The organism is Bradyrhizobium sp. CCBAU 11434 (assembly GCF_028128895.1).
Classification (GTDB): domain Bacteria; phylum Pseudomonadota; class Alphaproteobacteria; order Rhizobiales; family Xanthobacteraceae; genus Bradyrhizobium; species Bradyrhizobium zhengyangense.
Genome location: NZ_LBJX01000085.1, coordinates 58,316 through 82,939, shown reverse-complemented (window position 1 = coordinate 82,939; position 24,624 = coordinate 58,316). Strand labels below are relative to the sequence as shown.

Below are 24,624 nucleotides of genomic sequence, written 5' to 3'. Positions count from 1 at the left end.
AAACCAAAGTGCAAATGGCTGCCTGAACTTTCACGAAAGAGATTTTAGCCGGAGATCCAAGATGAAGACGTGTTTGGTGGTTGACGATTCCAGCATCGTTCGCAAGGTCGCGCGCCGCATCGTCGAAGCGCTGGGCTTCCAGGTCATTGAAGCCGAAGACGGCGTCGAAGCGCTGGTCCATTGCAAGAGGGCCATGCCGGAAGCGATCCTGCTGGACTGGAACATGCCCGTCATGGACGGTTTCCAATTCCTGGGCACACTGCGCCGCATGCCCGGCGGCGACGAGCCCAAGGTGGTGTTCTGCACCACCGAGAACGGCATCGACCACATCACCAAGGCGATGGGTGGCGGTGCCAACGAATACATCATGAAGCCGTTCGACAAGGAAATCGTATTGGCGAAGTTCCAGGAGGTCGGACTGGTCGCGCGCGAAGAAGAGACGGCGGCCTGAAAACACACCCGTTAGTAGCGTCAAGAGGTATCCTGTGAACTCGCCCGACTACGAGTATCTGCGTAAGTTGCTGAAAGAGCGCTCCGGCCTCGACCTGTCCGCGGACAAGCAATATCTGATCGAAAGCCGCCTGCTGCCGCTGGCGCGCAAGGCCGGGCTGCCCGGTATCCCCGAGCTCGTGCAGAAATTGCAGGGCGGCTCGAGCGTGCTCATCACCAGCGTGGTCGAAGCCATGACCACGAACGAGACCTTCTTCTTTCGCGACAAGGTTCCGTTCGATCATTTCCGCGACACCATCATGCCTGAGGTTCTCAAGGCTCGCGCCGGTCGCCGCAGCGTGCGGATCTGGTGCGCCGCCGGCTCGACCGGGCAGGAGCCCTATTCGCTCGCCATGACGCTGAAGGAAATGGGCGCGGCACTGACCGGCTGGCGTGTCGAGATCATCGCGACGGACCTCTCGCAGGAGGTGCTCGAGAAGGCCAAAGCCGGCGTCTACAGCCAGTTCGAAGTGCAGCGCGGTCTGCCGATCCAGATGCTGATGAAGCATTTCAAGCAGACCGGCGAGACCTGGCAGATCAATCCCGAACTGCGGGCGATGATCCAGCACCGCCAGCTCAATCTGCTGCAGGATTTTTCGCACCTCGGCACGTTCGACGTCATCTTCTGCCGCAACGTCCTGATCTATTTCGATCAGGAAACCAAGATCAACATCTTCAACCGCCTTGCCCGCCAGATCGAGCCCGACGGCTTCCTGGTGCTCGGCGCGGCGGAAACCGTGGTCGGGCTGACTGATACGTTCAGGCCGCTCGCCGATCGCCGCGGCCTCTACAGACCGAACGATCCGCGTGCGGCAGCGGCCAAGCCGGCGGCTGACGGTGTCGCAGCGCCGCGCGTGGCGGCAATGGCAGGACGATAAGCATGGCCGAGGATGGCAAGGGCGTAGAGCGCGTCACATTCAGTCGTGGCTATGATGTCTGCATCATGGCCATCGACGGCACATGGCGGCGCGACTGTACGCTCAATGCGATTTCGGACACCGACGCCATCCTTACGGTCGAGGGTTCGATCCAGGGATTGAACCTGAAGGAGTTCTTCCTGCTGCTGTCCTCCACCGGCCTTGCCTACCGCCGCTGCGAGCTGGTGCGCGTCAACGGCGCGGAGATGGACATCCAGTTCCTGCGCGGCAAGAACCGCAAGAAGCGCGGCGCGGCCAACGGCCATGACGCAGTGGCGTGATCGCCACGCACTCCTTGCTGCCTTTTCCTGACGTGTTGCTTCACATTTTCTGAAAACATCCGAACGAATTCGCCGACCCCGCTTTACGTGGCTTAAGCGCGCGCCGTGTATCATCAGGCGGTCGCAATTTCAGGGTCCGGCCATGCCAAGAAGCTCTCTCTCCCCCATCACGTCAAACCTGCCCGACGTCGCCGAGCGGCGCGCGCTTCAGCTCCTGGTGGTCGATGACGACGCCACGCAGCGCAGCCTGATCACGGTCGCCGCCAAGCAGGCCGGCCATGAAGTGGCCGTTGCGCCGTCGGTTGCGGAAGCCATCGAAAAGCTGCGTGCCGCGCGCTTCGACTGCGTGACGCTCGACCTCGTGCTGGAGGATGGTGACGGCATCGACGTGCTGCGCGAGATGGCGGCGGCTAAATTCACCGGCTCGGTGATCGTGATCAGCGGCATGGACGGCAAGCGCCGCAGCGCCGCTCGCAGCTTCGCCCGCTCGGTCGGGATCGAGCTTCAGAGCCTGCCGAAGCCGCTTGATCTTGCTGCGCTGCGCATCAGCCTCGCCAATCTCGGCAAGACTGCAATGGGACTACCGACTATCCATACCTGGGGCGGCGTTGCGACCGACGCAATCGTGGAACGGCACCGCGCCTGAGGCGCGGAGGTGCCATGCAGTCGGTGCGGCAAATCGGCCGCGCTGATTGCCGCCTAGGCCGGATTGCCAGATTCCGACAGCTTTTTCAGGGCGTGACCGAGCTCCGCCCTGCAGGCATTGAGGGCGGCGCTCGCCGTGGCAAAGCGGGGCGTGATGTCGTCGAGCACGATGATGTCGCTGGAACCTAGATCGGCAGTCAAGACAGCGCTATCGTCATCCGGCTCCATAGCAGCGTCGATCAGACGCATGCTGATCTCGATGCGCGCGATCAGGGAGCGAAGTTCGGCCGCGATCAACTGACGGCTGTCCGTTTCAGCCATTGCGGCAAGCGGGGGTGTGCCGGCGTAATTTAGCATGGATATTCTCCGTCCCCCGCAATAAGGCACCTCAGCGCTACTTGTGCGTTAAGTTCATGTCCCGTACAAATGCGGGTGGGCCGAATCTGCGCCGAAAGCCATAAACATCAGGCGCGGACGCGAGTCCTTGACTGCCGGCGTGGCTTGGCGAATGGACATGGCACATGGTCGAACAAACCTCCCGTGGTGAGATCTTCGTGGTCGATGACGACCCGGCTGTTCGCGACACCTTGTCGATGGTGTTGAAGGCGGCGGGCTATGAGGTGATTTGTTTTGCGGACGGTGCGGCCCTGCTGTCCGTCGCGCGAAACCGCACACCGGCTGCGATCCTGCTCGATGTGCACATTCCCGGGAAGTCGGGCCTCGACATTCTGAAGGAGCTGCACGGCGAGGACTATCCGGCTCCGATCTTCATGATCTCCGGGCAGGGTGACATTGCGATGGCAGTGGGCGCGATCAAGAGCGGCGCGCTGGATTTCATCGAGAAGCCGTTCCGCGGCAGCGAGATCGTGGGCCGGCTGGACGAGGCGATCGGCGCGTATGCACGCAGGCAGGCAGAGAACGCCTCGCCGAAATTCGGCTCGCTGCACTTCCCCGGCCGCGAGCCGCTGACGCGCAGGGAGCGCGAGGTGCTCGAGCAGTTCGCCGCCGGTGCTTCCAACAAGGAAGCGGGCCGCACGCTCGGTATCAGCCCGCGTACCATCGAGGATCACCGCGCCAACATCATGAAGAAGCTCGGCGCCCGCAATGCCGCCGACCTGATCCGCATCGTGATGACCGCAGCCCAGCGCGCGTCGTAAAATGGTCTCGTGCCCCGGACGCAGCGCGTCACGCAGTGATGCGCTGCAGATCCGGGGCCCATCTCTCCAACTCAACGGCTGACAGTTTTGGGTCCCGGCTCTGCGCAGCAGCGTGAGACGCTGCCGCGCGTCCGGGACACGCGGGGCCACGTCAACCGTTCAGCGCCCTGCGGATGATCCGCGCAAGGTCGGATTTGCGATACGGCTTCGCCAGCAGCAGTACGCCTGAATCCAGCCGGCCGTGATGGATGATCGCGTTCTCGGTATAGCCTGACGTGTAGACCACCTTGAGATCGGGCCGCGTCTTCAGCACCTCGTCGGCGAGCTGCCGTCCGTTCATCTTGCCGGGCATGATCACGTCGGTGAACAGCAGATCGAAATGCTTGCCGCTGGCGACGATCGCGAGTGCCTCCGCGGCGTTGGCGGCCTGCAGGGTCACGTAGCCCAGCGAATGCAATTGGGCCAGCACATAGTCGCGCACCAGCCGGTCGTCCTCGACCACCAGGATGGTCTCGTGCCCGCCTTCGATCGATGCCGGCGTCACGCCATCGGCGACCACCGCGGGTATCTTGCCCGGCGGCAGGTACATCTTGATCGTCGTGCCATGGCTTTCCTCGCTGTAGATCTTGATGTGACCCGCGGACTGCTTGATGAAGCCGTAGACCATGGAGAGGCCGAGGCCGGTGCCCTTGCCCGGCCCCTTCGAGGTGAAGAAGGGATCAAAGACGCGCGCCAGCATGTGGGACGGAATGCCGGTGCCGGTGTCGCTTACCGCGATCAGCACGTAGTGACCGGGCGGGACATCGTTGGCGCTGGCATAGACCTCGTCGAGATAGGCGGCGCCCGTCTCCAGGATCAGCTTGCCGCCGCCGGGCATCGCGTCGCGCGCGTTGAGCGCGAGGTTGAGGATTGCCGTGGTGAGCTGGTTCGGATCGACGACCGCCACGCAGCTCTCGTCCTCGAACACGGATTCGATCTGAATCTGCTCGCCCAGCGTCGGCCGCAACAGCTTCGCGGTGTCGATGATCAGCGAATTGATGTCGATCTCGCGCGGCTGCAGCGGCTGCTTGCGGGCAAAGGCGAGCAGGTGCTGGGTCAGCTCGGCGCCGCGGCCGGCAGCCTCGTCGATCATCTTCGTGATCGCGGCAAGCCCCGGATCCTTGGCCACCGCGTCGGCCAGGATCTCGATCGTCCCGGTGATGACGGTGAGAATGTTGTTGAAATCATGCGCCACGCCGCCGGTGAGCTGGCCGACCGCCTCCATCTTCTCGGCGTGCCGGACCCGCTCCTCGGAGGCGATCTTGTCGGTGAGGTCGCGGTAGAACACGTTGAACAGGATGCCCTCGCGGCGCTTGAGCGCCGTGACGCTCAGCTCCGCCCTGAATTCCTTGCCGTCGCGGTGGCGGACCATCAGCTCGCGGCGGCGGTTGAGCGTCTGCCCCTCTGCCGAATCGAGAAAGCGCGCGAGGCCGGCATTGACCCTCTCGCGCTCGCTCTCGGCGACAATCAGCTCGACCGCATTCTTGCCCAGCGCCTCGTCCCGCCGCCAACCGAACAGCTCCTCGGCCCGCGAGCTCCAGTTCAGGATGGTGCTGCGTTCGTCGGTCTGGACAAAGGCGTCTAGCGCGGTCTCGACGATGTTGCGCGCAAGCTGCTCGCTGTCGCGCAGGGATTCTGCAGCCAGCCTCGCTTCGGTCATGTCGCGTCCGACGAAGAAGAAGCGCTTGGCCTGATCCGACCAGTTGCCGAGCCAGGACAGCCAGACCTCGCGGCCGTCCTTGTGGAAGCAGCGCGTGTCGGCGAGCTTCGGATGTCCGCCGCGCCGAAGCTCGCGCATCTCCTCGCGGGATAGCTCGAGGTGAGCGGGATGGATGAAATCGGCGCCGCTGCGTCCGATCATCTCGTCGGGCGCGTAACCGAGAATAACCTCGCTGCTCGGGCTGATCTGCACGATGTGGCCGCGCGAGTTCATGATCATGATCAGATCCTGCGAGGTGTCGAACAGCTGCCGTCGCTCCTCCAGCTGCTGCTGTAGCGCCCGCTCCGCGCGCCGCGCTTCGGTCAGGCTGCGCGCGGACCCGGAGGCGCCTGTGATCTCGCCCGACGGTCCCCTGATCGGCGACAGGCTGAGTGCGATTTCGACTGGCGTGCCGTCCTTGCGCAGCCGGACCGTCTCGAAGCGTTCGACCGGCTCGCCCTTCGAGATCCGCGCCAAATAGTCCTTGCCCTGCTCGCGGCGGTCGGGCGCGACAATGATCGAGGTGGACTTCCCGATCGCTTCGTTCGCCTGATATCCATAGAGCCGTTCGGCGGCGGGATTCCAACCGGTGATGATGGCATCGAGGGATTGCATCACGATGGCATCGTCGGATGATTCCACAGCGGCGCTGAACAAGAGCTCGCGCGTCGCATGATGGCTTCGTGCCGCCTCGGTGCGGCGATGCTCCTCGACCTCGCGTTCGAGCGCGGCTGCTTTCGCACGCGTTTCTTCGACCATCTGGGCAAAAGCCCGCGCCAGCGCGCCGGTCTCGCCGCTCGCGTCGAGGGGAATGTCGGCCGGCTGTCCGTTGCCGATAGCCTCCACGGCCGTGGTCAGGCGGGTGATCGGGCGCGTCAATGAGCGTGCGAGCAGCACCGCGAGTAAAGCTGCGGCGAAGACCGCAAGCATGCCGACCAGCAAAGACGTTTTTTGAATCGCGGCCGGCACGCGGCCGAAGACGGCCGGAGGAATCGTCTCGATGATTCCAACCCAATCCGCATCCGCGAGCAGTGCCGGCGCTATTGCCGCGCCACTCGGCCGGCCGGACGCATCGGTGATGAGCTGCGTGGTCGCATCCCGCGTGCCGGCCAAGGCTGCAAAATAGGGAAAATCGTCGCGCCAGTTGGTCGGGTGGCCGCGCAACGAACCGAATTCTCGTGCGCGATCGGGATGAACCAGATAGTCGCCGCGCGCGTTCACGACGAAAATCTCTCCTCCTGAGCTCGTCGTCGAGCGGATGCGGTCGAGTGCCGGACGCATGTCGATATTGGCGATGATGATGCCGAACGGCTTGCCGTCAGGTGTGAACAGTGGCGTCCCGACCCGTAGAGTCGGCGTGTGCAGGACTGTGGTCCCGCCGCGGTGGGTCGCCAGCTCGATTGGCGAAACATAAATCTGGCCCGCCGCGAGCCGGATCGTTTCCTGAAAGTAGGTTCGCTCGCTCTTGCGCTCCAACTCGCTGTTGGGGACGATCCGCGCTGTTCCGTTCGGGCCGGAGCGATCGACGCGGACCAGCTCGCGCTGGTCGTCGTCAAGACCGATGATTCGAAACTGCGCGTAGCTGGGCTTGGCCTCGATTTCGGCTGCGAGCCGCGCCGCGATGCGATCGCGCCAGGTCTGCTCGGACACGCCGTCAAGCGCGTCGATTCCGCCACCGGCGTGAGCACGGATCAGACCGTTGATGGCCGCGGCGGAGCGGTAGCCGACAAGATCGCCGCGAACTCCGGCAACGTAGGATTCAAGATTATTGGCGAGCAGGCGCGACTGGGCTTCGACCCGCTCCAGGACGCGCGGAATGACGGCCTGCGAGATGTTGCGGTAGCCCAGCCAACCGACCGCCGCCACCGTAACCGCCACCAGCAGAATCATCGCGACGGCCAGTCGGGTTGCGAGCGTCATGGGAATTCTTGCTGGACTCCCTGGATGATCGCGCCTGTTCTGGCCTTGAGCTGTGGAGGTGCTCCCCTCATCGGCGGCTGGCATTGACTTCGGACCCCTCCGACTCGCCCGCCTTCAGGCAATTGTCGACCGCCGCCAGCAGCGCGTCGGCCCGGAACGGCTTCTGCAAGCTCGCAACGGCGCCAAGCTTGGTCGCCATCTTCAGGAAATCCGGCTCGGCATAGGAGTCCGGCGTGATCGAGCGGCCGGAAATGACGACGATCGGAATGGCAGGTCTCAGGGCCCGGACGTGGCGCATTGTCTCCAGCCCGTCCATGCCTGGCATGTAGATGTCGAGGAACAGCAGGTCGAACTCGCTGCCCTCGAACAGAGCCAGCCCTTTGCGGCCGTCGCCGGCAACCGTCACGTGGTGACCGGCCCGCTCCAACAGCAGCCGGATTGTCAACTGAACGGCCGGGTCGTCATCCACGATCAGGATGTTGGCCACGTCAAAAACCTCCGGGTCGGAAGGGAATGCCCGCGACCCAAATTAAAGCTCCAAATGCGAAATTGTTGCGCGGATTGTGTCCGTCCTGCAAGCACTTCGGGCCCCGTCGAGATCGGCCGCCCCAATATTGCGCTGCACCTTGGATCTAAGCACGTTTGCGTGCATACCAGGCAAAAGCCGGCTGTCCCGTGCCTTGCGGGTGGTGGACATCCCATGAGAAGAGCGGGGTGAATTCCCTGACGGAGAAGGCAAGTGAGCACCAAGAAGAAAACACCCGACCAGCTCCGCAGCGCGCGCTGGTTTGCACCAGACGACCTTCGCTCGTTCGGTCACCGTTCCCGCGCCATGCAGATGGGCTACGCCCCGGAGGAGTGGAAGGACCGGCCGTGCATCGCGATCATCAACACCTGGTCGGAAGCACAGCCCTGCCACATGCACTTCAAGTCGCGTGTCGATGACGTCAAGCGCGGCATCCTGATGGCGGGCGGCCTGCCGGTCGAGTTGCCGGCGCTGTCGTTGTCGGAATCACTGCTCAAGCCGACCACCATGCTCTATCGCAATCTGCTGGCGATGGAGGCCGAAGAGCTGCTGCGCAGCCATCCGGTCGATGGCGTGGTGCTGATGGGTGGCTGTGACAAGACCACGCCGGCCCTGCTGCTGGGCGCGACCTCGATGAACATTCCTGCGATTTACCTGCCGGCAGGTCCCATGCTGCGCGGCAATTGGAAGGGCAAGACGCTCGGCTCCGGCTCCGACGGCTGGAAGTACTGGGACGAGCGCCGCGCCGGAAAGATCTCCGACAAGGACTGGCTCGACATCGAAGCCGGCATCGCCCGCAGCTACGGCACCTGCATGACCATGGGTACGGCCTCGACCATGACGGCGATTGCCGAAGCGATCGGCATGACGCTGCCGGGCGCCTCCTCGATTCCGGCGGCCGATGCCAATCACATCCGCATGGCCTCCGAATGCGGCCGCCGCATCGTCGAGATGGTGTGGGAGGATCTGACGCCGAAGGCGATCCAGACCCGCAAGGCGTTCGAGAACGCCATTGCGGTCGCGATGGCGATGGGTTGCTCGACCAACGCGATCATCCATCTGATCGCGCAGGCCCGCCGCGCCGGCCAGGACATCGGCCTCGACGATTTCGAAATCGCGAGCCGCAAGGTGCCTGTGATCGCCAACGTACGCCCAAGCGGCGAGGCCTATCTGATGGAAGACTTCTTCTATGCCGGCGGCCTGCCGGCGTTGATGGGCCAAATCAAGCAGCATCTGCACCTCGATTGCATCACGGTGACAGGGAAGTCGCTGGGCGAGAATATCGATGGCGCCGAGGTGCATAATGCCGACGTGATCCGGTCAGTCGCCAATCCCATCTACAAAGAGGGCGCGCTCGCCGTGCTCAAGGGCAATCTCGCGCCCGACGGCTGCGTCATCAAGCCGAGCGCGTGTGCACCGCGCTTCCTCAAGCACACCGGGCCTGCGCTGGTGTTCGACGATTATCCCTCGATGAAGAAGGCGGTGGATGATCCCAATCTCGACGTCACCGAAGACCACATCCTAATCCTGCGCAATGCGGGGCCGCAGGGTGGGCCGGGCATGCCGGAATGGGGCATGCTCCCGATTCCGACAAAACTCGTGAAGCAGGGCGTGCGTGACATGGTGCGCATCTCGGATGCGCGCATGAGCGGCACCAGCTACGGCGCCTGCATCCTGCACGTCTCGCCCGAGTCCTATATCGGCGGCCCGCTGGCGCTGGTGCAGAACGGCGATCGCATCACGCTCGACGTCGCAGCACGCACCATCAATCTCGATGTCTCAGAAGTCGAACTCGACAAGCGCCGCGCCGCCTGGAAGCAGCCCGAGCGCCGCTTCGAGCGCGGCTATGGCTGGATGTTCACCAAGCATATCAAGCAGGCCAATGACGGCTGCGACTTCGACTTCCTCGAGACCGATTTCGGCGCGCCGATCGGCGAGCCGTCGATCTACTAGAGAGCAGATCATGTCAAAACTCAGCGAAGCCACCCGCAACAAGCTCAAATCCGTCTCGACCGCCACCGTCGCCACCGCGCTGTTCAAGCGCGGCCTGCGCATCCAGATGATTCAGGACGTGCATCCCGTCGGCCCTGATCAGCCGACCATGGTCGGTGAGGCCTTCACGCTGCGCTACATGCCGGCGCGCGAGGACCTCAACACCATCGAGGTGTTCAGGGATCGCTCCCATCCGCAGCGCAAGGCCGTCGAGGACTGCCCGCCGGGTGCCGTGCTGGTGATGGACAGCCGCAAGGACGCGCGCGCGGCCTCGGCCGGCGCGATCCTGGTGACGCGGCTGATGAAGCGCGGTGTCGCCGGCGTGGTCACGGATGGCGGCTTTCGCGATTCCGCCGAGATCGCCAAGCTCGGCATCCCCGCCTATCACCATCGCCCGTCAGCGCCGACCAATCTGACGCTGCATCAGGCGATCGAGATCAACGTTCCCATCGGCTGCGGCGATGCGCCGGTGTTTCCCGGCGACGTCATCCTCGGCGATGCCGACGGTGTCATCGTGATCCCCGCGCATCTGGCCGACGAGATCGCCAACGAGACCTTCGAGATGACCGCGTTCGAGGATTTCGTCACCGAGGAAGTAAGCCGAGGCCGCGGCATTTTCGGTCTCTATCCCGCGACCGACCCGCAGACGCTGACCGATTTCGCGGAATGGCGAAAGAAGAACGGAAGGTAATGAGGCCAGGGTAAGCCCGTGGCCCGGATGGAGCGCAGCGAAATCCGGGTCATCTCCGCGCTGGGAATCCCGGATTGCGCCGCGCTCCATTCGGGCTACGAGGTTACGAGGTCACAGCATCTCCGGCCGGAACAGCTTGCGAAACTTGCGCGTCTCGACGCCGGACATCATGAACTCGCCGTCGCCGCGATAGTGAATGGTCTTCGGCAGTTTCGGCGACGTGGCCGCATGCGCCTTCACCACCTCGAACACGAACATGTTGTACGTCTTCACCAGCCTCGAATCGACAAGCCGGCATTCGAAATTGGCGTAGCACTCCTCAACCAGCGGCGCGCGGACATGGGTGCCGGGCCTGGGCGTCAGGCCGAACTCGCTGAACTTGTCGACGTCGCGCCCCGAGCAGTTGCCGATCTTGACGACCGTGGCCGCAAGGTCGGCGGTCGGAATGTTGATCACGCACTGGCGGCTCCTGCGGATCAGCTCGAAGCTGTGGTTCTCGCTTGAGATGATGCAGCCGATCAGGGCGGGGGTGAATTCCATCATCATGTGCCAGCCCATCGTCATGATGTTGGTCTCGTCCTTGTGGGCCGAGCTGACCAGCACGATGGGGCCCGGCTCGAGGAAGCGGCGGACGTTTGCGACTGGAAAATCCCGCTTGGTGTAGCGCGGCATGCTCGATCCCTATGACTCCGTTGGTGCCCTGTGGCCCGGATGGAGCGGAGCGCACTCCGGGAACGATGCTGTGGTCCGCACGAATCCCGGATTACGCTTGCGCTCCATCCCGGCTGCGGGTCTATGCCTCCGCCATTCCCGTCGCCCACAGCGCAAACGCGTAGACGATCGCGACTTCATCGAGCCGGTCAAACCGGCCCGAGGCACCGCCATGGCCGGCGCCCATGTTGGTGCGCAGCAGCACCGGACCGCCGCCGCTCATGGTCGCGCGCAGCCGGGCGATCCATTTGGCGGGCTCCCAATAGGTGACGCGCGGGTCGGTCAATCCGCCCATCGCCAGGATCGCCGGATAGTCCTTCGCCGCGACATTGTCGTAGGGCGAGTAGGACAGGATGGTGCGAAAATCCTTCTCGCTCTCGATCGGGTTGCCCCATTCCGGCCATTCCGGCGGCGTCAGCGGCAGCGTGTCGTCGAGCATGGTGTTGAGCACGTCGACGAACGGCACCTCGGCGACGATGCCGGCGAACAATTCGCCGGCGCGGTTGGCGACCGCGCCCATCAGCATGCCGCCGGCCGAGCCGCCATGGCCGACGATGCGCTTTGCGCTGGTGTACTTCGCATCGATCAGCGCGCGGGCGCTGGCGGCAAAGTCGTCGAACGAGTTCGTCTTCTTCTCGCGCTTGCCGTCGAGATACCAGCCCCAGCCCTTGTCGGCGCCGCCGCGGATATGGGCGATGGCGTAGACGAAGCCGCGGTCGACCAGCGACAGCCGGTTGGCGCTGAACGAGGCCGGCATCGCCATGCCGTAGGAGCCGTAGCCGTAGAGTAGCAGCGGTGCGGCGCCGTCGAGCTTGAGCCCGCGGCGATGGAGGATCGACACCGGCACCTCGGCGCCATCTAGCGCCTTCGCCATGATGCGCGTGGTGACATAGTCGGCGGCGTCGTGGCCAGACGGTATCTCCTGGCGCTTGCGAAGCGTGCGCGTCCGCTTGGCCATGTCGTAGTCGTAGACCTCCGATGGCGTCGTCATCGACGAATAGGCAAAGCGCAAATTCGTGGTGTCGAATTCGTAGGAGCCCATCGTGTCGAGCGAATAGGCGGCCTCGTCGAAGGCGATCGCGTGCTCCTCTCCGCCGGCGAGCTCGCGGATCACGATCGCCGGCAGCGCATTGGCGCGCTCCAGCCGCACCAGATGGCCGGCATAGAGATCGAGGTCGATGATGTAGATGCCGGGACGGTAGGGGATCAGGTCGCGCCAGTTCTTGCGCTCGGGTGCATTGAGCGGCGCGGTGACGATCTTGAAATCGATGGCATCATCCGCATTGGTGAGGATGAAGAGCTCGTCGCCGCGATCGGCGAGCGAATATTGCACGCCCTCTTCGCGCGCCGCGACCAGGCGCGGCGGCATCTCGGGGGCGGCAAGATCGATTAGTCGCTGCTCCGACGTTTCGTGGTCACCGCCGGCGATCACGCAGAAGCGGCCGCTGGTGCTCTCATGCAGATGGGTGAACCAGCCGGCATCCTGCTCTTCATAAACGAGCGTGTCGTCGGCCTGCCTGGTGCCGAGCTTGTGGCGCCACACCTGCATCGGCCGATGATTGTCGTCGAGCTTCACATAAAAGAAGCTCTTGCAATCCGAGGCCCAGACCACGCCGCCGTCTGTCTCCTCGACGAGGTCAGCGAGATCTTGGCCGCTCGCCCAGTCACGAACGCGGATCGTGAAATATTCCGAGCCCTTGGTGTCGGCGCTCCAGGCCTGCAGCTTGTGGTCGTTGGAGTGCCGGCTGCCGCCGAACTTGAAATATTTGTGGTCTTTTGCCAGCGCATCGCCGTCGAGCACGATATGCTCAACGCCGCCATCGCGCGGCATGCGGCCGAACAGCTCGTGCTGCCCGCCTTCGCGAAACCTGCGGAAATAGGCGAAAGGCCCGTCCGGCGACGGCACACTGGAATCGTCCTCCTTGATGCGGGAGCGCATCTCGCGCACCAGCGTCTTCTGCAAGCCAGCGGTGTGGCCGAGCAGGCTCTCGGTGTAGCCGTTCTCCTCATCCAGATATTTGCGGATATCAGGGTCGAGCACTCCGGGGTCGCGCAGCACCTCCTGCCATTTCGCATCCTTCAGCCAGGCATAGTCGTCGGTCACGGTAATGCCATGCCGGGTAAAGGAATGCGGCCGGCGCGGGGCGACGGGGGGCTGGGAGGTTGTCTTGGCCTGGGTCACTCGATCCTCATTGAGAAGTGTGTTCCGTCTTATATCGTCCCGAATTCGCGAATTGCCAGCGCCGGTGCTTCAAGTCGCCGGGTTGTTGATCGGTCCCTTCTATGCTTTAGGGGCGACAATCCAGCCGCCGGTTCAGCCTGATGCTCTTCAACTCCTACCCGTTCATCCTGCTGTTCCTGCCGGTCGTTCTGGCCGGCTATTTCTGGCTGGGGCGACGCAGCAATCTTGCGCCGGTGATCTGGCTGGCGCTGGCCTCGCTCGCCTTCTACGCCATCGGCAACTGGCAGTTCGTGGCCTTGCTGCTGATGTCGATCGCCTTCAATTATGGTATCGGCCATCTCCTCGTTGTGGCGAAGCTCCGCCCCGCGCAACGAAAGACCGCGCTTGCCCTCGGCGTCGCCGGCGATCTCATCGTGCTCGGCATCTTCAAATATGCCGGTTTCGCCGCCGAGAATTTCAATGCATTGCTCGGCACGCACTTTGCGATCCACATCCTGCTGCCGGTCGGTATCTCCTTCTACACATTCACCCAGATTGCGTTCCTGGTGGATGCGTATCGTGGCCGGGTCGCAGCCTATGCGCTGCCGCATTACGCGCTGTTCGTGACATATTTTCCGCATCTGATCGCGGGGCCGATCCTCCACCACAAGGACATGATCCCGCAATTCGAGCGGAAGGAGTCCAAGCATCCCGACGCGCATCTGATCCTGTGCGGTGTCATCATCTTCGCGATCGGCCTGTTCAAGAAGACCTGCCTTGCCGACGGCATCCAGCCACTGGTCGCGCTCGCCTTCGAGGCGCGCTCGCCGAGCTTTGACCAGGCCTGGCTTGGCGCGCTCGCTTACACGTTCCAGCTCTATTTCGATTTCTCCGGCTATTCCGACATGGCGATCGGCATCTCGCTGATGTTCGGCATCTTCCTGCCGGTGAATTTCAAGTCGCCTTACAAGGCCACTAGCATCGTCGAGTTCTGGCGTCGCTGGCACATGACGCTGTCGCAATTCCTGCGCGACTATCTCTACATCCCGCTCGGAGGTAACAGGCGCGGCCGCCTGCTGCGCTACGTCAACCTGATGATCACGATGCTGCTCGGCGGGCTCTGGCACGGCGCGGCCTGGACGTTCGTGGCGTGGGGTGCGCTGCACGGCGCCTATCTCTGCGTCAATCACGCCTTCAATGCGCTGGTGCCGAACATCCCATCGGCGCTTGCGCGGCCGGCCCGCATGGCCGGCGCCGTACTGACGTTCCTTGCCGTCGTTATTGCCTGGGTGTTCTTCCGTGCCGTGAGCATTGACTGGGCGCTGCGGGTGCTCCGCGCCATGGCAGATCCCTCGAATATCGTCTTCGGCCGCGAGGAGATTGCAGCGATGGCGCTGATCGCAATCTATGCCGCGCTGGTGTGGCTGGCGCCGAACACGCAATCCATCATGGGCTATGATCACGACAATCGCCGGGTGGGCGAAGCGTTGCGGGCAGGGCGCATGCGGCCGCTGGTGCTCTACGGCGCATCGCTGGTGCTCGCGTTTGGCATTCTGGGCATCCAGAGCCACAGCGAATTCATCTATTTCCGGTTCTGATGCAGGGCACTTTCACACATATCAGGCAGCTTCTGCTCGCGAGCATCGCCTGCGTGCTCGGCGCAGCAGTGCTGACTTATGCCGTCGATCCCCTGCAACTGTTCCGCTCCTCGCGCTCCGCCTTCTATTCCGATGACACCCGCGTGCAGAATGCCGGACTGATCCGCAGCCAGTCATTCGATACCGTCTTCATGGGCACCTCGCTGGCGATTCACTTCCGCCAGAGCGACATCGACCGCGTGCTCGGTGTGCACTCGCTCAAGCTGGCGATGACCGGATCGAATTCGCGCCAGCAGAGTTTTGTGATGGAGCAGGCGATCGATCGCGGTGCCAAGCGCGTGATTTGGGAGATGGACGACTTTATCTTCGTCGATGCTGCCGACATCGAGGCCGATCCTTATCTCTCCGTCGATCTCTACCGCAGGACCACGAAAGGCATCGCGTCCTATCTGTTCAGCGCGGCGATGGCGAAGGAATCCCTGTTCGCGCTGTTGCGGTCGATCCCGCCGTTGAAGCAGCCACTGACACAGGCGGCGCCTTATCTGCCCGTTACATTCGCACTGGCCGATGTCGATGACATCTATGCCCTGCCGCGAAACGTCGACGTCGCGCGTGACTACAATGCGAACAAGGCGCTGGCTTCGTTCGCCTACATCACCGCGCCATCGCGCAGCCGCTTTCTCGGCGAAGGCTATGGTTATGAGGCCATGGTCCGGCATTTCGAGCAGGATGCCGTGGGTCTGATCACGCGTCATCCCGACGTGACGTTCGACATCTACTTCCCGCCATACTCCATCCTGCAATTCGTCGCGATGCGCGATGCATCACCCGAGACGTTGAAGATCGTCATGGATCTCACGGCTGTCATTGCGCAGCGCCTGACGCAGCTCCCCAATGTGCGTCTGCATGATTTCCGCGCGATCAAGGCGGTGACGCACGATCTCGCCAATTACGGCGACGTCATCCACCATTCGCCGGTGGTGGACGCGAAGGTGCTGTCATGGCTGGCGAGCGGGGAATACCGGGTCGACGCGAGCAATCCGCTCGCGTCGTTGGATGCGCTGAAGGCGCAGGTGGCGGCGTATCGCCTCGAGCGCTGAACTTCCCCTCTCCAACAAGGGGAGAAGGAAGAAGCACCTACACCGCCACCTGCTCGCCGAGATACGACACCGCGGCCTCGAGCCCGCCCTTGCCGTGCGGGATCTTCAGCGCGTTGAGGCCGACCTCGATGACCCCTAACGTACCGAGCAGCATCGGTGCATTGACATGGCCCATATGGGCGATGCGGAAGGCTTGGCCGGACAGATCGCCGATGCCGGTACCGAGCACGACGCCGCACTTCTCCTTGCAGTAGCGTTGCAGCACCGCGGGATCGTGACCGGTGGCCATGGTCACCGTGGTCACGGTGTTGGAGCGCTCATGCGGCTCGGCGACATTGAAGCCGAGCACCTGGCCTTCGGTCCATGCGCCGACCGCGCGGCGTGTGGCTTCGCCAAGCAAGGCGTGGCGGCGGAACGCGTTTTCCAGCCCTTCCTCATGCAGCATGTCGATCGCCTTGCGCAAGGCGAACAACAGATGCACCGGTGCGGTGCCGGCATATTTGCGGTAATTCTCGGTGCCCTCGCGCTCGCTCCAGCTCCAGTAGGGCGTCGACATGTTCGCCTTCTTGTGGACCTCCTGCGCGCGGGCGTTGGCAGCAACGAAGCCGAGGCCGGGCGGCGTCATCAGGCCTTTCTGCGAGCCGGACATCGCGACGTCGACGCCCCATTTGTCCATCTCGAACGGCATGCAGCCGAGCGAGGCGACGGTGTCGACCATGTACAGCGCGGGATGGCCGGCGGCCTTGATGGCCTTGCCGATCGCCTCGATGTCGTTCTGCACGCCGGAGGCCGTGTCGATCTGGACGACGACGACGGCCTTGATCTTGTGCTCGGTGTCGCGGCGCAGCCGCTCCTCGACCTCATGCGGCCGCACGGCGCGGCGCCAATCGCCCTTGAGCACCTCGACCTCGGCGCCCATCAAGGCTGCCGCATTGCCCCAACCGATCGCGAAGCGTCCGCTCTCCAGCACCAGCACCTTGTCGCCGCGCGACAGCACGTTGCTCAAAGCGGCTTCCCAGGCGCCGTGGCCGTTGGCGATGTAGATGTAGGATTTGCCTTTCGTGGCAAATAGATTCGAGATGTCCCGGAGCAGGCTTTCAGTCAGCTCGAGCATCTCCCTGGAGTAGATGTCGATCGCCGGACGATGCATCGCCTGGAGCACCGCGTCGGGCATCGTGGTGGGTCCGGGGATGGCCAGAAATTCCCGGCCCGCGCGAACGGTCATTGCTATCTTCCTTGTGTCGTGAAGACTGTCTGGTGGGTCGCTGACTTATTCTTTCTACGCGGCGGGGAGGGCCGAGAAAAGCACCGAAAACGCAGGTCTGGGGCGGCTTTTTGTTTTGAGCATGGTCTTGTCGGAAAACCGCGTCACACTTTGCGCTGACGCGGCCCTTCGGGTCCGGACCATGCTCTATCTCTTGGTCTCCCGGCAGCCGGCGGCCTCAGCCTCCTCGACCGAGCAGAACCAGCGGGTGCCCTTGCTGATCTTCATCTTGATCTGGGCGTACCAGCGGCTGGTTGGCCGGTGGTAGATGCACTCGCCGGACGAGTTGACGTTGCCCTTGATGGTGCAATCCGGCGAGGGCGCGACCGGCCCCGAGGCCGAGGCGAGCAGCACCGCATGAGCGCCCTCGGGCGGCTTGGTGGCACCCAGGATCGTGGTCTTCTTGTTGCGCACGCGCCAGTCCCAGGGCGCGATGAAGGCGCCCTGCCACATCCCGGCCTTTGCTTCGCGCGCTGCCGCTTCGTCCGCCTCGTAGTCCTTCGAGAGGCGGACATAGGCCAGCGCCCAGCCGCTGCGCACCAGCCATTTCTGGATGTCTTCGCCGCCGACCTCGCAGCGCGCCACGGTGCGGCCACGCCGGTCGATCGAGCGGGCATGGCAGACCCAGGTCTTGCCCTCGGAGTATTTGGCGAGCTCGTCGCGTGCGGCGACGCCGCAGGTCCAGCGCTCGCTCTTGGTGTTGAGGCAGAGCTGGTCGGCTGAGGGCGCGTCGATGCCGCCGAGCCGGATCCGCGTCGTGCCGATCAGGATGGAATCGCCATCGCGGATCTTCGCCGTGCCGGTGATATCAGCGGCCAGCGCCAGCGATGGCAAGCTGAGCAAAGACAGCGCAATCAGGAATTTTCGCAACATGCCGGTCCGCATTGTCTCAAGAACACCTTGATAAGCCGGGCAATTGTGGTCGGCTTTAGGCCTTGCGGCCAGCATAGGCCGAACAGATAGGCTTTCAATTTCCCGTCATTGCACGGCACAGGTCTCGTAGGGTGGACAAAGCGTAGCGTGCCCACCATCAGAAGTTGGTGGGCACGGCGCGAAGTGCGCGCCTTTGCCCATCCTACGAGACCTGCGCTCGGGGCACGAGAGCCGTGCCTCACCCCCGCGCCATCGCCCGCTTCGCCACCGCAAGCCCCATCAGCACGAAGGCCGACGTCACCTCGGGTCCCCCGACCAGAATCCGCGTCGGGGTCTTCATCTTGTTCCATTCATAGGCGCGGAACGGGCCGCGGCGGCCGCCCTCGCCGATGGCGTTGACGATCACGGTCAGCGCCGGCGCGAAGGCGCGCGGATCGGCGCCGAGATGGCCGAGCGCAATCAGCGCCAGCGCCGCGTCGAATACGTTCATCTCCGCGGCCATCAGCTCGCCCTTGACGTAGGAGAGCACGCGATGGCGGATGAAGTCGAAATCGCCGGCGGGGTCGATTGCGGCCTGGGCTGCCAGCGGCAGCGCCAGGAAGGCCGCATAGCAGCGGCCGAAATAGGCGCTGTAGAGTTCCGGCAGATAATAGATATGCGAGCGCGGATTGGTGAAGGCCCCGCTGGCCGCCAGCCGCTTCTGGAAACCGATGATCCGGTGCACGGTGGCGAGCCGCGTCGGCGTCTCCAGAATCTTCCAGCGTGCCAGATTGCGAAAGCTCACCTCGAGAATGTCGAGATTGAGCGTCGGGTCGAGATCGTTGCCATAGGGCCGCTCGCCTTTGAGGTTGTCGATCCAGGTCGCGACGCCGCCTTCGTAGTCGAGATGATCGTTGAGCGGAACCGTCACGCGCGGCTCGTTGACGCCGGCCTGCACCTGATAGCCCGCGTAGAAGTCGAGCAGTGGCTGGTCGATGATCTCGTCAAGACAGCCGGCCTGCGTTGCGGCCGAGATCGAGCAGGCGGTGGTGTCGCAGTCCGGCACGTAGACGCCGAAGCCGAGGTCCTGCTTGATCTGGGCGAAATAGCGGGAGAAGCGCGGATGCGGCGCCGGCGCGAGCGCCGTGATGACGTTGAAGCGCGCGCCATCTGCGCCCTGTACTTCCTCGCGGCTGATATTGACGCAGAAATCGACCATGTCGGCGATGGCGCGCTCGGCGGCTGTCTTGTCTGTTGGCGAAGCCAGCCCGGTCTCGACATAACTGAGCAGCGCCTCGATGAAGAACGCGTCGTAATAGGCCGAGCGGTGGCGGATCTGCACCGGCTCCCACATCGGCTCGGCGATGCCGGCCCAGGGCGGATTGACCACGGCGCGCGCAGGCGAGCGCGCGATGAAGACGCGGGCGAGGTTGAACAGCAGCGATGAGTTCTTGTAGCCACGCGCGTTCAGGCCCGCGAGCGCCATGATCAGCTCGCGCCCTTTGAAATCGGGATCGCCGATCAGGTTGAATGCGGCATAGGTCGGCAGGAAACCGTTCTTGCGGTAGGAGCCGAGCAGATGCTGCGCGCAGTCGCGGATGACGCCGTCGATCTGCGCCTGCGGGGGAGCCGAGCCGGTGAGCATCGCCGGCGGCGGCTTGGGATGGTCGAGCGCGATGGTGTCGACGAGCTCGGCCACGGGCTGGCCAACTGCGGCCCAGTCGGGCTCGGCATCGTCGCGGGCGCGGACCAAAGCCTCGCGCAGCCGGGCGAGCTTCGCCTCGTCGCGCAGTTCGGGCAGGCCGCCACGGCGCAGCAGCAGGCGCAGCGCGGGATTGCCGAGCGCGGTCTTGTAGAATTTCGCCAGATGCGGATCGCCGCTGGTCTGGCCTGACAATACGGGATCGCAGACGTCGTAAAGCGAAGGGCCGTCCTTCCGCGCGGTCAACGCCCGGCAGGCGGCGCCGGCAAAATAATGAAAGCTCATGAAATACCTGGTCGCGGGGCCTTGGTCGGGGACGGCCGGTGCGCTCCCATCTGCGCACCACCCCTGCAAGTGTTTGAAAAAGCTACCCGGATTCGCAGGAAATACAAATGTGATGGGAGTCACGGAAAAAGTCGGCACGCGGGCTGCATGATCGGAGCCCGGAAGGCTACGGGGATACCAAAAACGAAGGAGACGAGAGCAAGAAATTTACTTGCTATTTCAGTAGCTTGGCTCAAATTTTGGGCAATCTATTGCAGGGCACACTATATGCCGTTAAAGGTTTGTTTGGTGCGGCGCCGCAAATTGCGCGCAATTCGGGGGCACTCCCCCGGCCGATCCCTCAAACCTAAAGACGCCATCGCGCTACTCAACCAGTGTGCGCGCGCTTGGCAGGTCTTTGGCACTGACAGGAATGAACCGAGATGAATGTAAGGCAGCTCGACATTTCCCGACGTTCGATTGCGCTCGCCGCGGCCCTCATCGGCACCGTGTCGCTGGCGATCGGCGCCCATGCTGCCCTCAACATGCGTGCGCTCGACGCCGCCAAGGCCGTTTCGACCGAGGTCACGGGCTCGGTCGGCCAGACCTCGCGTCTCGCGCTCGTCATCGGCAATGGTCATTATCCCGACGCCAGCGCGCCGCTGACGCAGTCGATCAACGACGCGCGCGCGCTGTCCTCCAGCTTGCGCAAGAACGGTTTTGACGTCGACATGGTGGAAGACGCCAGCAAGGACGACATGATCCGCGCCGTCAACCGCCTGAAGTCCCGGATCAAGCGCGACACCACCGTCATGCTGTTCTTCGGCGGCTATGGCGTGCAGGCTGGCCGCGAGAGCTACATGCTGCCCGTCGATGCCGTGATCTGGAAGGAAAGCGACGTCCGCCGCCAGGGCGTCTCGATCGAGGGCGTGCTCGAGATGATGAAGGAGCAGGGCGCCAAGGCCAAGCTCGTCGTGGTCGATGCCTCGCGCCGCAATCCTTACGAGCGCCGCTTCCGGTCCTATTCGCATGGTCTCGCGCCGATCGGCACGCCCGACAACGCGCTGATCCTGTCGTCCGCTTCGCCCGGCAAGGTCGTCGACGATGGCAAGGGCGAGCACTCGACGCTGGTCACCGAGCTGCTCAACAACCTCAATGCGCAGGGCACCGCCGAAGGCGTCTTCAACAAGACCCGCGTCGCCATCGCCCGCGCCTCCGAAGGCGATCAGGTCCCGACCGTGTCGTCCTCGCTGCTCGAGGACGTGCATTTCGACCAGGCCGGCGGCTAGTTATTTAGCGACGAACGTAGCTACGTAGTAAGCTCTCGTAGGGTGGGCAAAGGCGCAAAGCGCCGTGCCCACCACCCTTCCGATATTCGCGAGAAAGACGTGGGCACGCTTCGCTTTGCCCACCCTACGGCAGCGTGCCTGGGGACGTCTGCCTCTTCATCATCATTGCTTCGCTGCGCTCGCAATGATGGATGACGCGCGAGCTACTTCGCAGCTTCCGCGGCCATCACCGGCCGCACGGGATCGCCTTCGCGCAGAAGCGCGCCGGCGCGGGCGACGACGATGTCGCCTTCGTTCAATCCATCGCGGACTTCGATATTGCCACCCGACATCAGACCGATCTCGACGCGCTTGGTCTCGACGCGGTTGCGGCGGATCACCTGCACCACGGTGCCGGCGGACGAGTATTGCACCGCTGTCAGCGGCACCGCGACATTGCAGCTCTGCCCGGTCTTGATCAGCGCGCGTCCGCTCGCATTCAGCAGCAGCCGCTTCTGCGGGGAGGAGATGCCGATATAGACCATGCCCTGCTGGATGTTCGGCTCGACGGTCGGCCCGATGCGGCGCACCTTGCCGTCGATATCGCCGGCACCGGCAATGCGCACGGTGACAGGCTGGCTGACCGCGAGCTTGCGCACGTCGTTGGTCGCGACCAGGGCGACGAGATCATATTCGCTGCGCGCCACGATCGTGAACAGCGCCTCGCCCTTGGCCGAGGCGAGGTTGCCGATCTGCGCGGTCGAGGTGGCAATGATGCCTGCCACGGGCGCGGTGATCTGAAGCGTGCCGCCTTCGGGGAGCGCCAGCCGCGCCAGCACCTGGCCGGCCGTCGTGGTATCGCCGGCCTCGGCCAGCACCTCCGTCACCTTCAGCCCCGGACGCTCGGGCCGAACCGAGGTCTCCTCGCGCGCGATGATCGAGCCGGTGGCCTCGACGATGTCGGAGAAACAGGATTTGGCCGCCTTCAACACGGTGACCGCCGGCCCCTTGGGCGCGTCGTCATCAGCCGCGCGCACGGGCTGGGCGGAGAGCAGCGCCAGTCCGGCAAGGGCAATGAAAGTCTGGGACAGGGAACGCGCAGGCAATGAACGCATCGGTCATTCCGGTTGGCCGCAAGGCTCTAGGCGATGAGGCCTTCATCGATAGCAGAAGCGATGGCGGCGGGCCATGGGCTGACTGGATGAGAAATGCCGCAGCGCAGGCGGCGCGATGCCGCCTGTTGAATTAGTCGCTGCACGAGCGAAGAGGTTCGCGATTCCCCTGCCCTCCAGGGGAGGGCCAGAAAGCCCGCTCACTTCAACGCCAAAAACTCCACCCAGTTCGGCTTCTTGCCGGTGGTGTAGGACTTCAGCTTGCTGAGCGCGCCGGTGGCCTGATCGATGGCGTAGACCGTCATGCCGTCCGAGAGCTCGCCGACCGCGGCGAGGTAGCGGCCGGTCGGATCGATGTTGAAGCCGCGCGGCTGCTTCTCGGTCGGCACGCTGCCGACCGTGGTCAGCTTCCCGTTCGTTCCATCCACCTTGTAGGCGGTGAGCGTGTTGGTGGTGCGCTCGGAGGCGTAGAGGAAGCGGCCATCAGGGGTGATGTGAATGTCGGCGGCCCAAGGCTTTTGACCAGAGTCCTTTCCGGTGAAACCTTCCGGCAGCGTGGTCGTGCGCTGGATCTCGCTCCAGGCCCCGCTCTTGGCTTCATAGCCGTACGCCGCGACGTCGCCGTTCAGCTCGTGGATGAGATAGACGAACCTACCATCAGGGTGGAACACGAAGTGCCGCGGCCCGGATTTCTCCGGCGTTTTGACAGCAGGCTGATCGCTCGGCGTCAGCGTGCCGGCGCTGGCATCGAACGCAAAGCGCAGAACCTGGTCCGAACCGAGATTGGTCGCGAACACAAAACGGTTGTCGGGCGAGGGCAGGAAGGCATGCGCGTTCAGTCCGGTCGGGATCACCTGCTTCGGCTCGCCGACGACGCCGTTCGCGGCAAGCGGATTCAGCGCGACCTTGTTGCCACCATAGGAAGCGCTGAACAACACCTTGCCGCCGCGGTCGATGGCGATGTTGGCCATGCTGTCGGCAAGCGGCCCGTTGCCGATATGGCTGAGCTGGCCCGTCTTCTGGTCGATCGCAAAGCTCACGGCCTGGAACGGCTGCGAACGGACGCCCGCGATCAGCACGCGATGGTCGGGCGTGATCGCGAGCGGCGTCGAGGCGCCGGGCTTTTCGACGCCCGCGAAGGCGGCGGTCTGCACCGGCGTCATCTCGCCGTTCTCGGCGATCTTGAACACGCTGATGTCGTTGCTGTCGGCATTGCCGACATAGGCGAAAGTTTCGGCCATGCCGGCACGGGCTCCCAAGACGAGGGCAAGAGAGGTGACAAGAGTGGTGGCGATCGCAGCGCGCGGCGATTTCGATGTGATTTGGCGTGTTGGTTTGATCAAGGGCGTCCTCCTGCCGGTGTGGCGTTGTTGTTTTGCGGCAGAGGATAGCGGCTCGTATTGCCCGGCACCAAAATCCAGATGGGATTGATCGATGCCTAAATTGTATCGTTTCCTCTTCCCGCCGCTAGCGCACCGACGCCGTCAGGTCGCGCGAGGGCAGATGCGGGCCGGCCACATGGTCGGGCGGCCCGAGCACGCTCCACACGGCGATCGCCACAATGGCGGAGGTCAGGATGGTCCAGGCGACGAGTTGCTTCCGCATCAGGCCAAATCCGTCGGGTCGAAGGATCGGTGCACGCTGGCCATCGTGCACCGCAAAAAGCGACCCGGCTGTGAACTCGTTCACAGCCACATGGCGCGCGAGCAAAATTACGAACCATTGCCGGCGGTGTGCATTGATCCGGCATGCCCCGCGAAAACGACCTCGAAGGCAAGCCCGACATGGGCGGCAAGCACGGCGGCCAAGCTGGCCAGCCCAAGCCGCCGTCGCGTCCGCGCGAAGGCGGGCACGATGAAGATGTCGTGGCAAAGCGCCACACCGATCAAACCGGCCGCAAGGTCTCGCCGACCAACACACGAAAGCGCTAAGCTTTGCCTGCTATTGCTTAAGTCGCAGGCCCCGGCCACGCGAATCGTCAGGGAACGGCAGTCCCTTCGCGCCGTTACCCCGGTCCCGCAAGCCGAGGACATAACGGAGGCTGGCAAAACGGAGGCTGGAAGTGTTTTGGATCTATTGGGACACCGCCTGGTCGCTGATCATCAGCGGCATCATGTTCACCACGATCGTGACCCACCCGGACGCCGAGTTCGCCGAGATCCGCGCCGGACGACAGTGACAGTCCAGGCGCAATAGCCTGACGACGGTCTGAAACATCCATCTGCGCGGGTGCCAT

22 protein-coding genes are annotated in these 24,624 nt (G+C 63.8%); 11 read left to right on the top strand and 11 right to left on the bottom strand.

The genetic code is table 11. The features are described 5' to 3' along the window. Positions 1 to 61: 61 nt before the first annotated feature. From XI06_RS19530 to XI06_RS19515, 4 genes are all read left to right on the top strand, one after another. Positions 62 to 451, top strand: a complete 390-nt coding sequence (locus XI06_RS19530; protein WP_237864356.1) for a response regulator — start codon at positions 62 to 64, stop codon at positions 449 to 451. A gap of 34 nt (positions 452 to 485) precedes the next feature. Next, positions 486 to 1,367 (top strand): CheR family methyltransferase, encoded by an 882-nt coding sequence (locus tag XI06_RS19525; protein WP_237864355.1) that lies wholly within the window; start codon positions 486 to 488, stop codon positions 1,365 to 1,367. Positions 1,368 to 1,369: 2 nt separating this feature from the next. Further along, positions 1,370 to 1,687, top strand: a complete 318-nt coding sequence (locus XI06_RS19520) for a hypothetical protein (protein WP_057748535.1) — start codon at positions 1,370 to 1,372, stop codon at positions 1,685 to 1,687. A gap of 142 nt (positions 1,688 to 1,829) precedes the next feature. Next, positions 1,830 to 2,333 carry a response regulator gene (locus tag XI06_RS19515; RefSeq protein ID WP_128949238.1) on the top strand — a complete coding sequence of 168 codons (504 nt, stop codon included), beginning with the start codon at positions 1,830 to 1,832 and terminating at the stop codon, positions 2,331 to 2,333. Between the two features lie 53 nt (positions 2,334 to 2,386). Here XI06_RS19515 and XI06_RS19510 read toward each other — a convergent pair whose 3' ends face one another. Beyond that, positions 2,387 to 2,689 carry a hypothetical protein gene (locus XI06_RS19510; protein WP_237864354.1) on the bottom strand — a complete coding sequence of 101 codons (303 nt, stop codon included), beginning with the start codon at positions 2,687 to 2,689 and terminating at the stop codon, positions 2,387 to 2,389. 164 nt (positions 2,690 to 2,853) lie between these two features. Between XI06_RS19510 and XI06_RS19505 the strand changes: the two genes are divergently transcribed. Next, on the top strand, positions 2,854 to 3,489 hold the full coding sequence (locus XI06_RS19505; protein WP_057748544.1) for a response regulator transcription factor: 636 nt from the start codon (positions 2,854 to 2,856) through the stop codon (positions 3,487 to 3,489). Positions 3,490 to 3,640: 151 nt separating this feature from the next. Here the strand turns inward: XI06_RS19505 and XI06_RS19500 are convergent, their stop codons facing one another. Next, positions 3,641 to 7,147, bottom strand: a complete 3,507-nt coding sequence (locus XI06_RS19500) for a PAS domain S-box protein (RefSeq protein WP_271606173.1) — start codon at positions 7,145 to 7,147, stop codon at positions 3,641 to 3,643. 67 nt (positions 7,148 to 7,214) lie between these two features. Next, positions 7,215 to 7,634, bottom strand: a complete 420-nt coding sequence (locus XI06_RS19495; protein ID WP_237870728.1) for a response regulator — start codon at positions 7,632 to 7,634, stop codon at positions 7,215 to 7,217. Between the two features lie 252 nt (positions 7,635 to 7,886). On the opposite strand from XI06_RS19495, the gene araD reads away from it, so the two are divergent. Beyond that, positions 7,887 to 9,626, top strand: a complete 1,740-nt coding sequence (araD, locus tag XI06_RS19490) for an L-arabinonate dehydratase (protein ID WP_271606172.1) — start codon at positions 7,887 to 7,889, stop codon at positions 9,624 to 9,626. A gap of 10 nt (positions 9,627 to 9,636) precedes the next feature. Beyond that, positions 9,637 to 10,356 carry a ribonuclease activity regulator RraA gene (locus XI06_RS19485; RefSeq protein ID WP_237864346.1) on the top strand — a complete coding sequence of 240 codons (720 nt, stop codon included), beginning with the start codon at positions 9,637 to 9,639 and terminating at the stop codon, positions 10,354 to 10,356. 111 nt (positions 10,357 to 10,467) lie between these two features. Here the strand turns inward: XI06_RS19485 and XI06_RS19480 are convergent, their stop codons facing one another. Next, a complete protein-coding gene (locus XI06_RS19480) occupies positions 10,468 to 11,028 on the bottom strand; it encodes a flavin reductase family protein (RefSeq protein ID WP_271606171.1) in 561 nt (186 codons plus the stop codon). Between the two features lie 121 nt (positions 11,029 to 11,149). After that, complete coding sequence (locus XI06_RS19475; protein ID WP_271606170.1) at positions 11,150 to 13,249, bottom strand: S9 family peptidase; 2,100 nt, start codon at positions 13,247 to 13,249, stop codon at positions 11,150 to 11,152. Between the two features lie 140 nt (positions 13,250 to 13,389). Here XI06_RS19475 and XI06_RS19470 point away from each other — a divergent pair, with 140 nt between their 5' ends. After that, positions 13,390 to 14,826: an MBOAT family O-acyltransferase gene (locus tag XI06_RS19470; protein WP_271606169.1), complete on the top strand. Its 1,437-nt coding sequence runs from the start codon at positions 13,390 to 13,392 to the stop codon at positions 14,824 to 14,826. After that, on the top strand, positions 14,826 to 15,926 hold the full coding sequence (locus XI06_RS19465; protein ID WP_271606168.1) for a hypothetical protein: 1,101 nt from the start codon (positions 14,826 to 14,828) through the stop codon (positions 15,924 to 15,926). Before XI06_RS19470 ends, XI06_RS19465 begins: the two co-directional genes overlap by 1 nt. A gap of 37 nt (positions 15,927 to 15,963) precedes the next feature. Here XI06_RS19465 and XI06_RS19460 read toward each other — a convergent pair whose 3' ends face one another. From XI06_RS19460 to XI06_RS19450, 3 genes are all read right to left on the bottom strand, one after another. Further along, the gene (locus tag XI06_RS19460) at positions 15,964 to 17,151 is read right to left on the bottom strand and encodes a pyridoxal-phosphate-dependent aminotransferase family protein (protein ID WP_237870740.1); all 1,188 of its coding nucleotides are present in this window, start codon (positions 17,149 to 17,151) and stop codon (positions 15,964 to 15,966) included. 186 nt (positions 17,152 to 17,337) lie between these two features. Further along, positions 17,338 to 18,063 carry a thermonuclease family protein gene (locus XI06_RS19455; RefSeq protein WP_237870742.1) on the bottom strand — a complete coding sequence of 242 codons (726 nt, stop codon included), beginning with the start codon at positions 18,061 to 18,063 and terminating at the stop codon, positions 17,338 to 17,340. A gap of 238 nt (positions 18,064 to 18,301) precedes the next feature. Further along, positions 18,302 to 20,029: a hypothetical protein gene (locus XI06_RS19450; protein WP_237870744.1), complete on the bottom strand. Its 1,728-nt coding sequence runs from the start codon at positions 20,027 to 20,029 to the stop codon at positions 18,302 to 18,304. Positions 20,030 to 20,451: 422 nt separating this feature from the next. On the opposite strand from XI06_RS19450, the gene XI06_RS19445 reads away from it, so the two are divergent. Then, complete coding sequence (locus tag XI06_RS19445; protein ID WP_237864338.1) at positions 20,452 to 21,297, top strand: caspase family protein; 846 nt, start codon at positions 20,452 to 20,454, stop codon at positions 21,295 to 21,297. A 203-nt stretch (positions 21,298 to 21,500) separates the two neighbouring features. On the opposite strand, the gene XI06_RS19440 is transcribed toward XI06_RS19445, so the two are convergent. The 3 genes from XI06_RS19440 to XI06_RS19430 form a co-directional block, all read right to left on the bottom strand. After that, entirely contained in the window at positions 21,501 to 22,391 is an 891-nt protein-coding gene (locus tag XI06_RS19440; protein ID WP_237864337.1) for an efflux RND transporter periplasmic adaptor subunit, read from the bottom strand. Between the two features lie 197 nt (positions 22,392 to 22,588). After that, positions 22,589 to 23,731 carry a lactonase family protein gene (locus XI06_RS19435; protein WP_333909352.1) on the bottom strand — a complete coding sequence of 381 codons (1,143 nt, stop codon included), beginning with the start codon at positions 23,729 to 23,731 and terminating at the stop codon, positions 22,589 to 22,591. A gap of 124 nt (positions 23,732 to 23,855) precedes the next feature. Next, a complete protein-coding gene (locus tag XI06_RS19430; protein WP_237864335.1) occupies positions 23,856 to 23,993 on the bottom strand; it encodes a hypothetical protein in 138 nt (45 codons plus the stop codon). A gap of 143 nt (positions 23,994 to 24,136) precedes the next feature. Between XI06_RS19430 and XI06_RS19425 the strand changes: the two genes are divergently transcribed. Then, positions 24,137 to 24,319, top strand: coding sequence for a hypothetical protein (locus XI06_RS19425; RefSeq protein WP_237864334.1), 183 nt, complete (start codon positions 24,137 to 24,139; stop codon positions 24,317 to 24,319). The last annotated feature ends 305 nt before the right edge of the window (positions 24,320 to 24,624 follow it).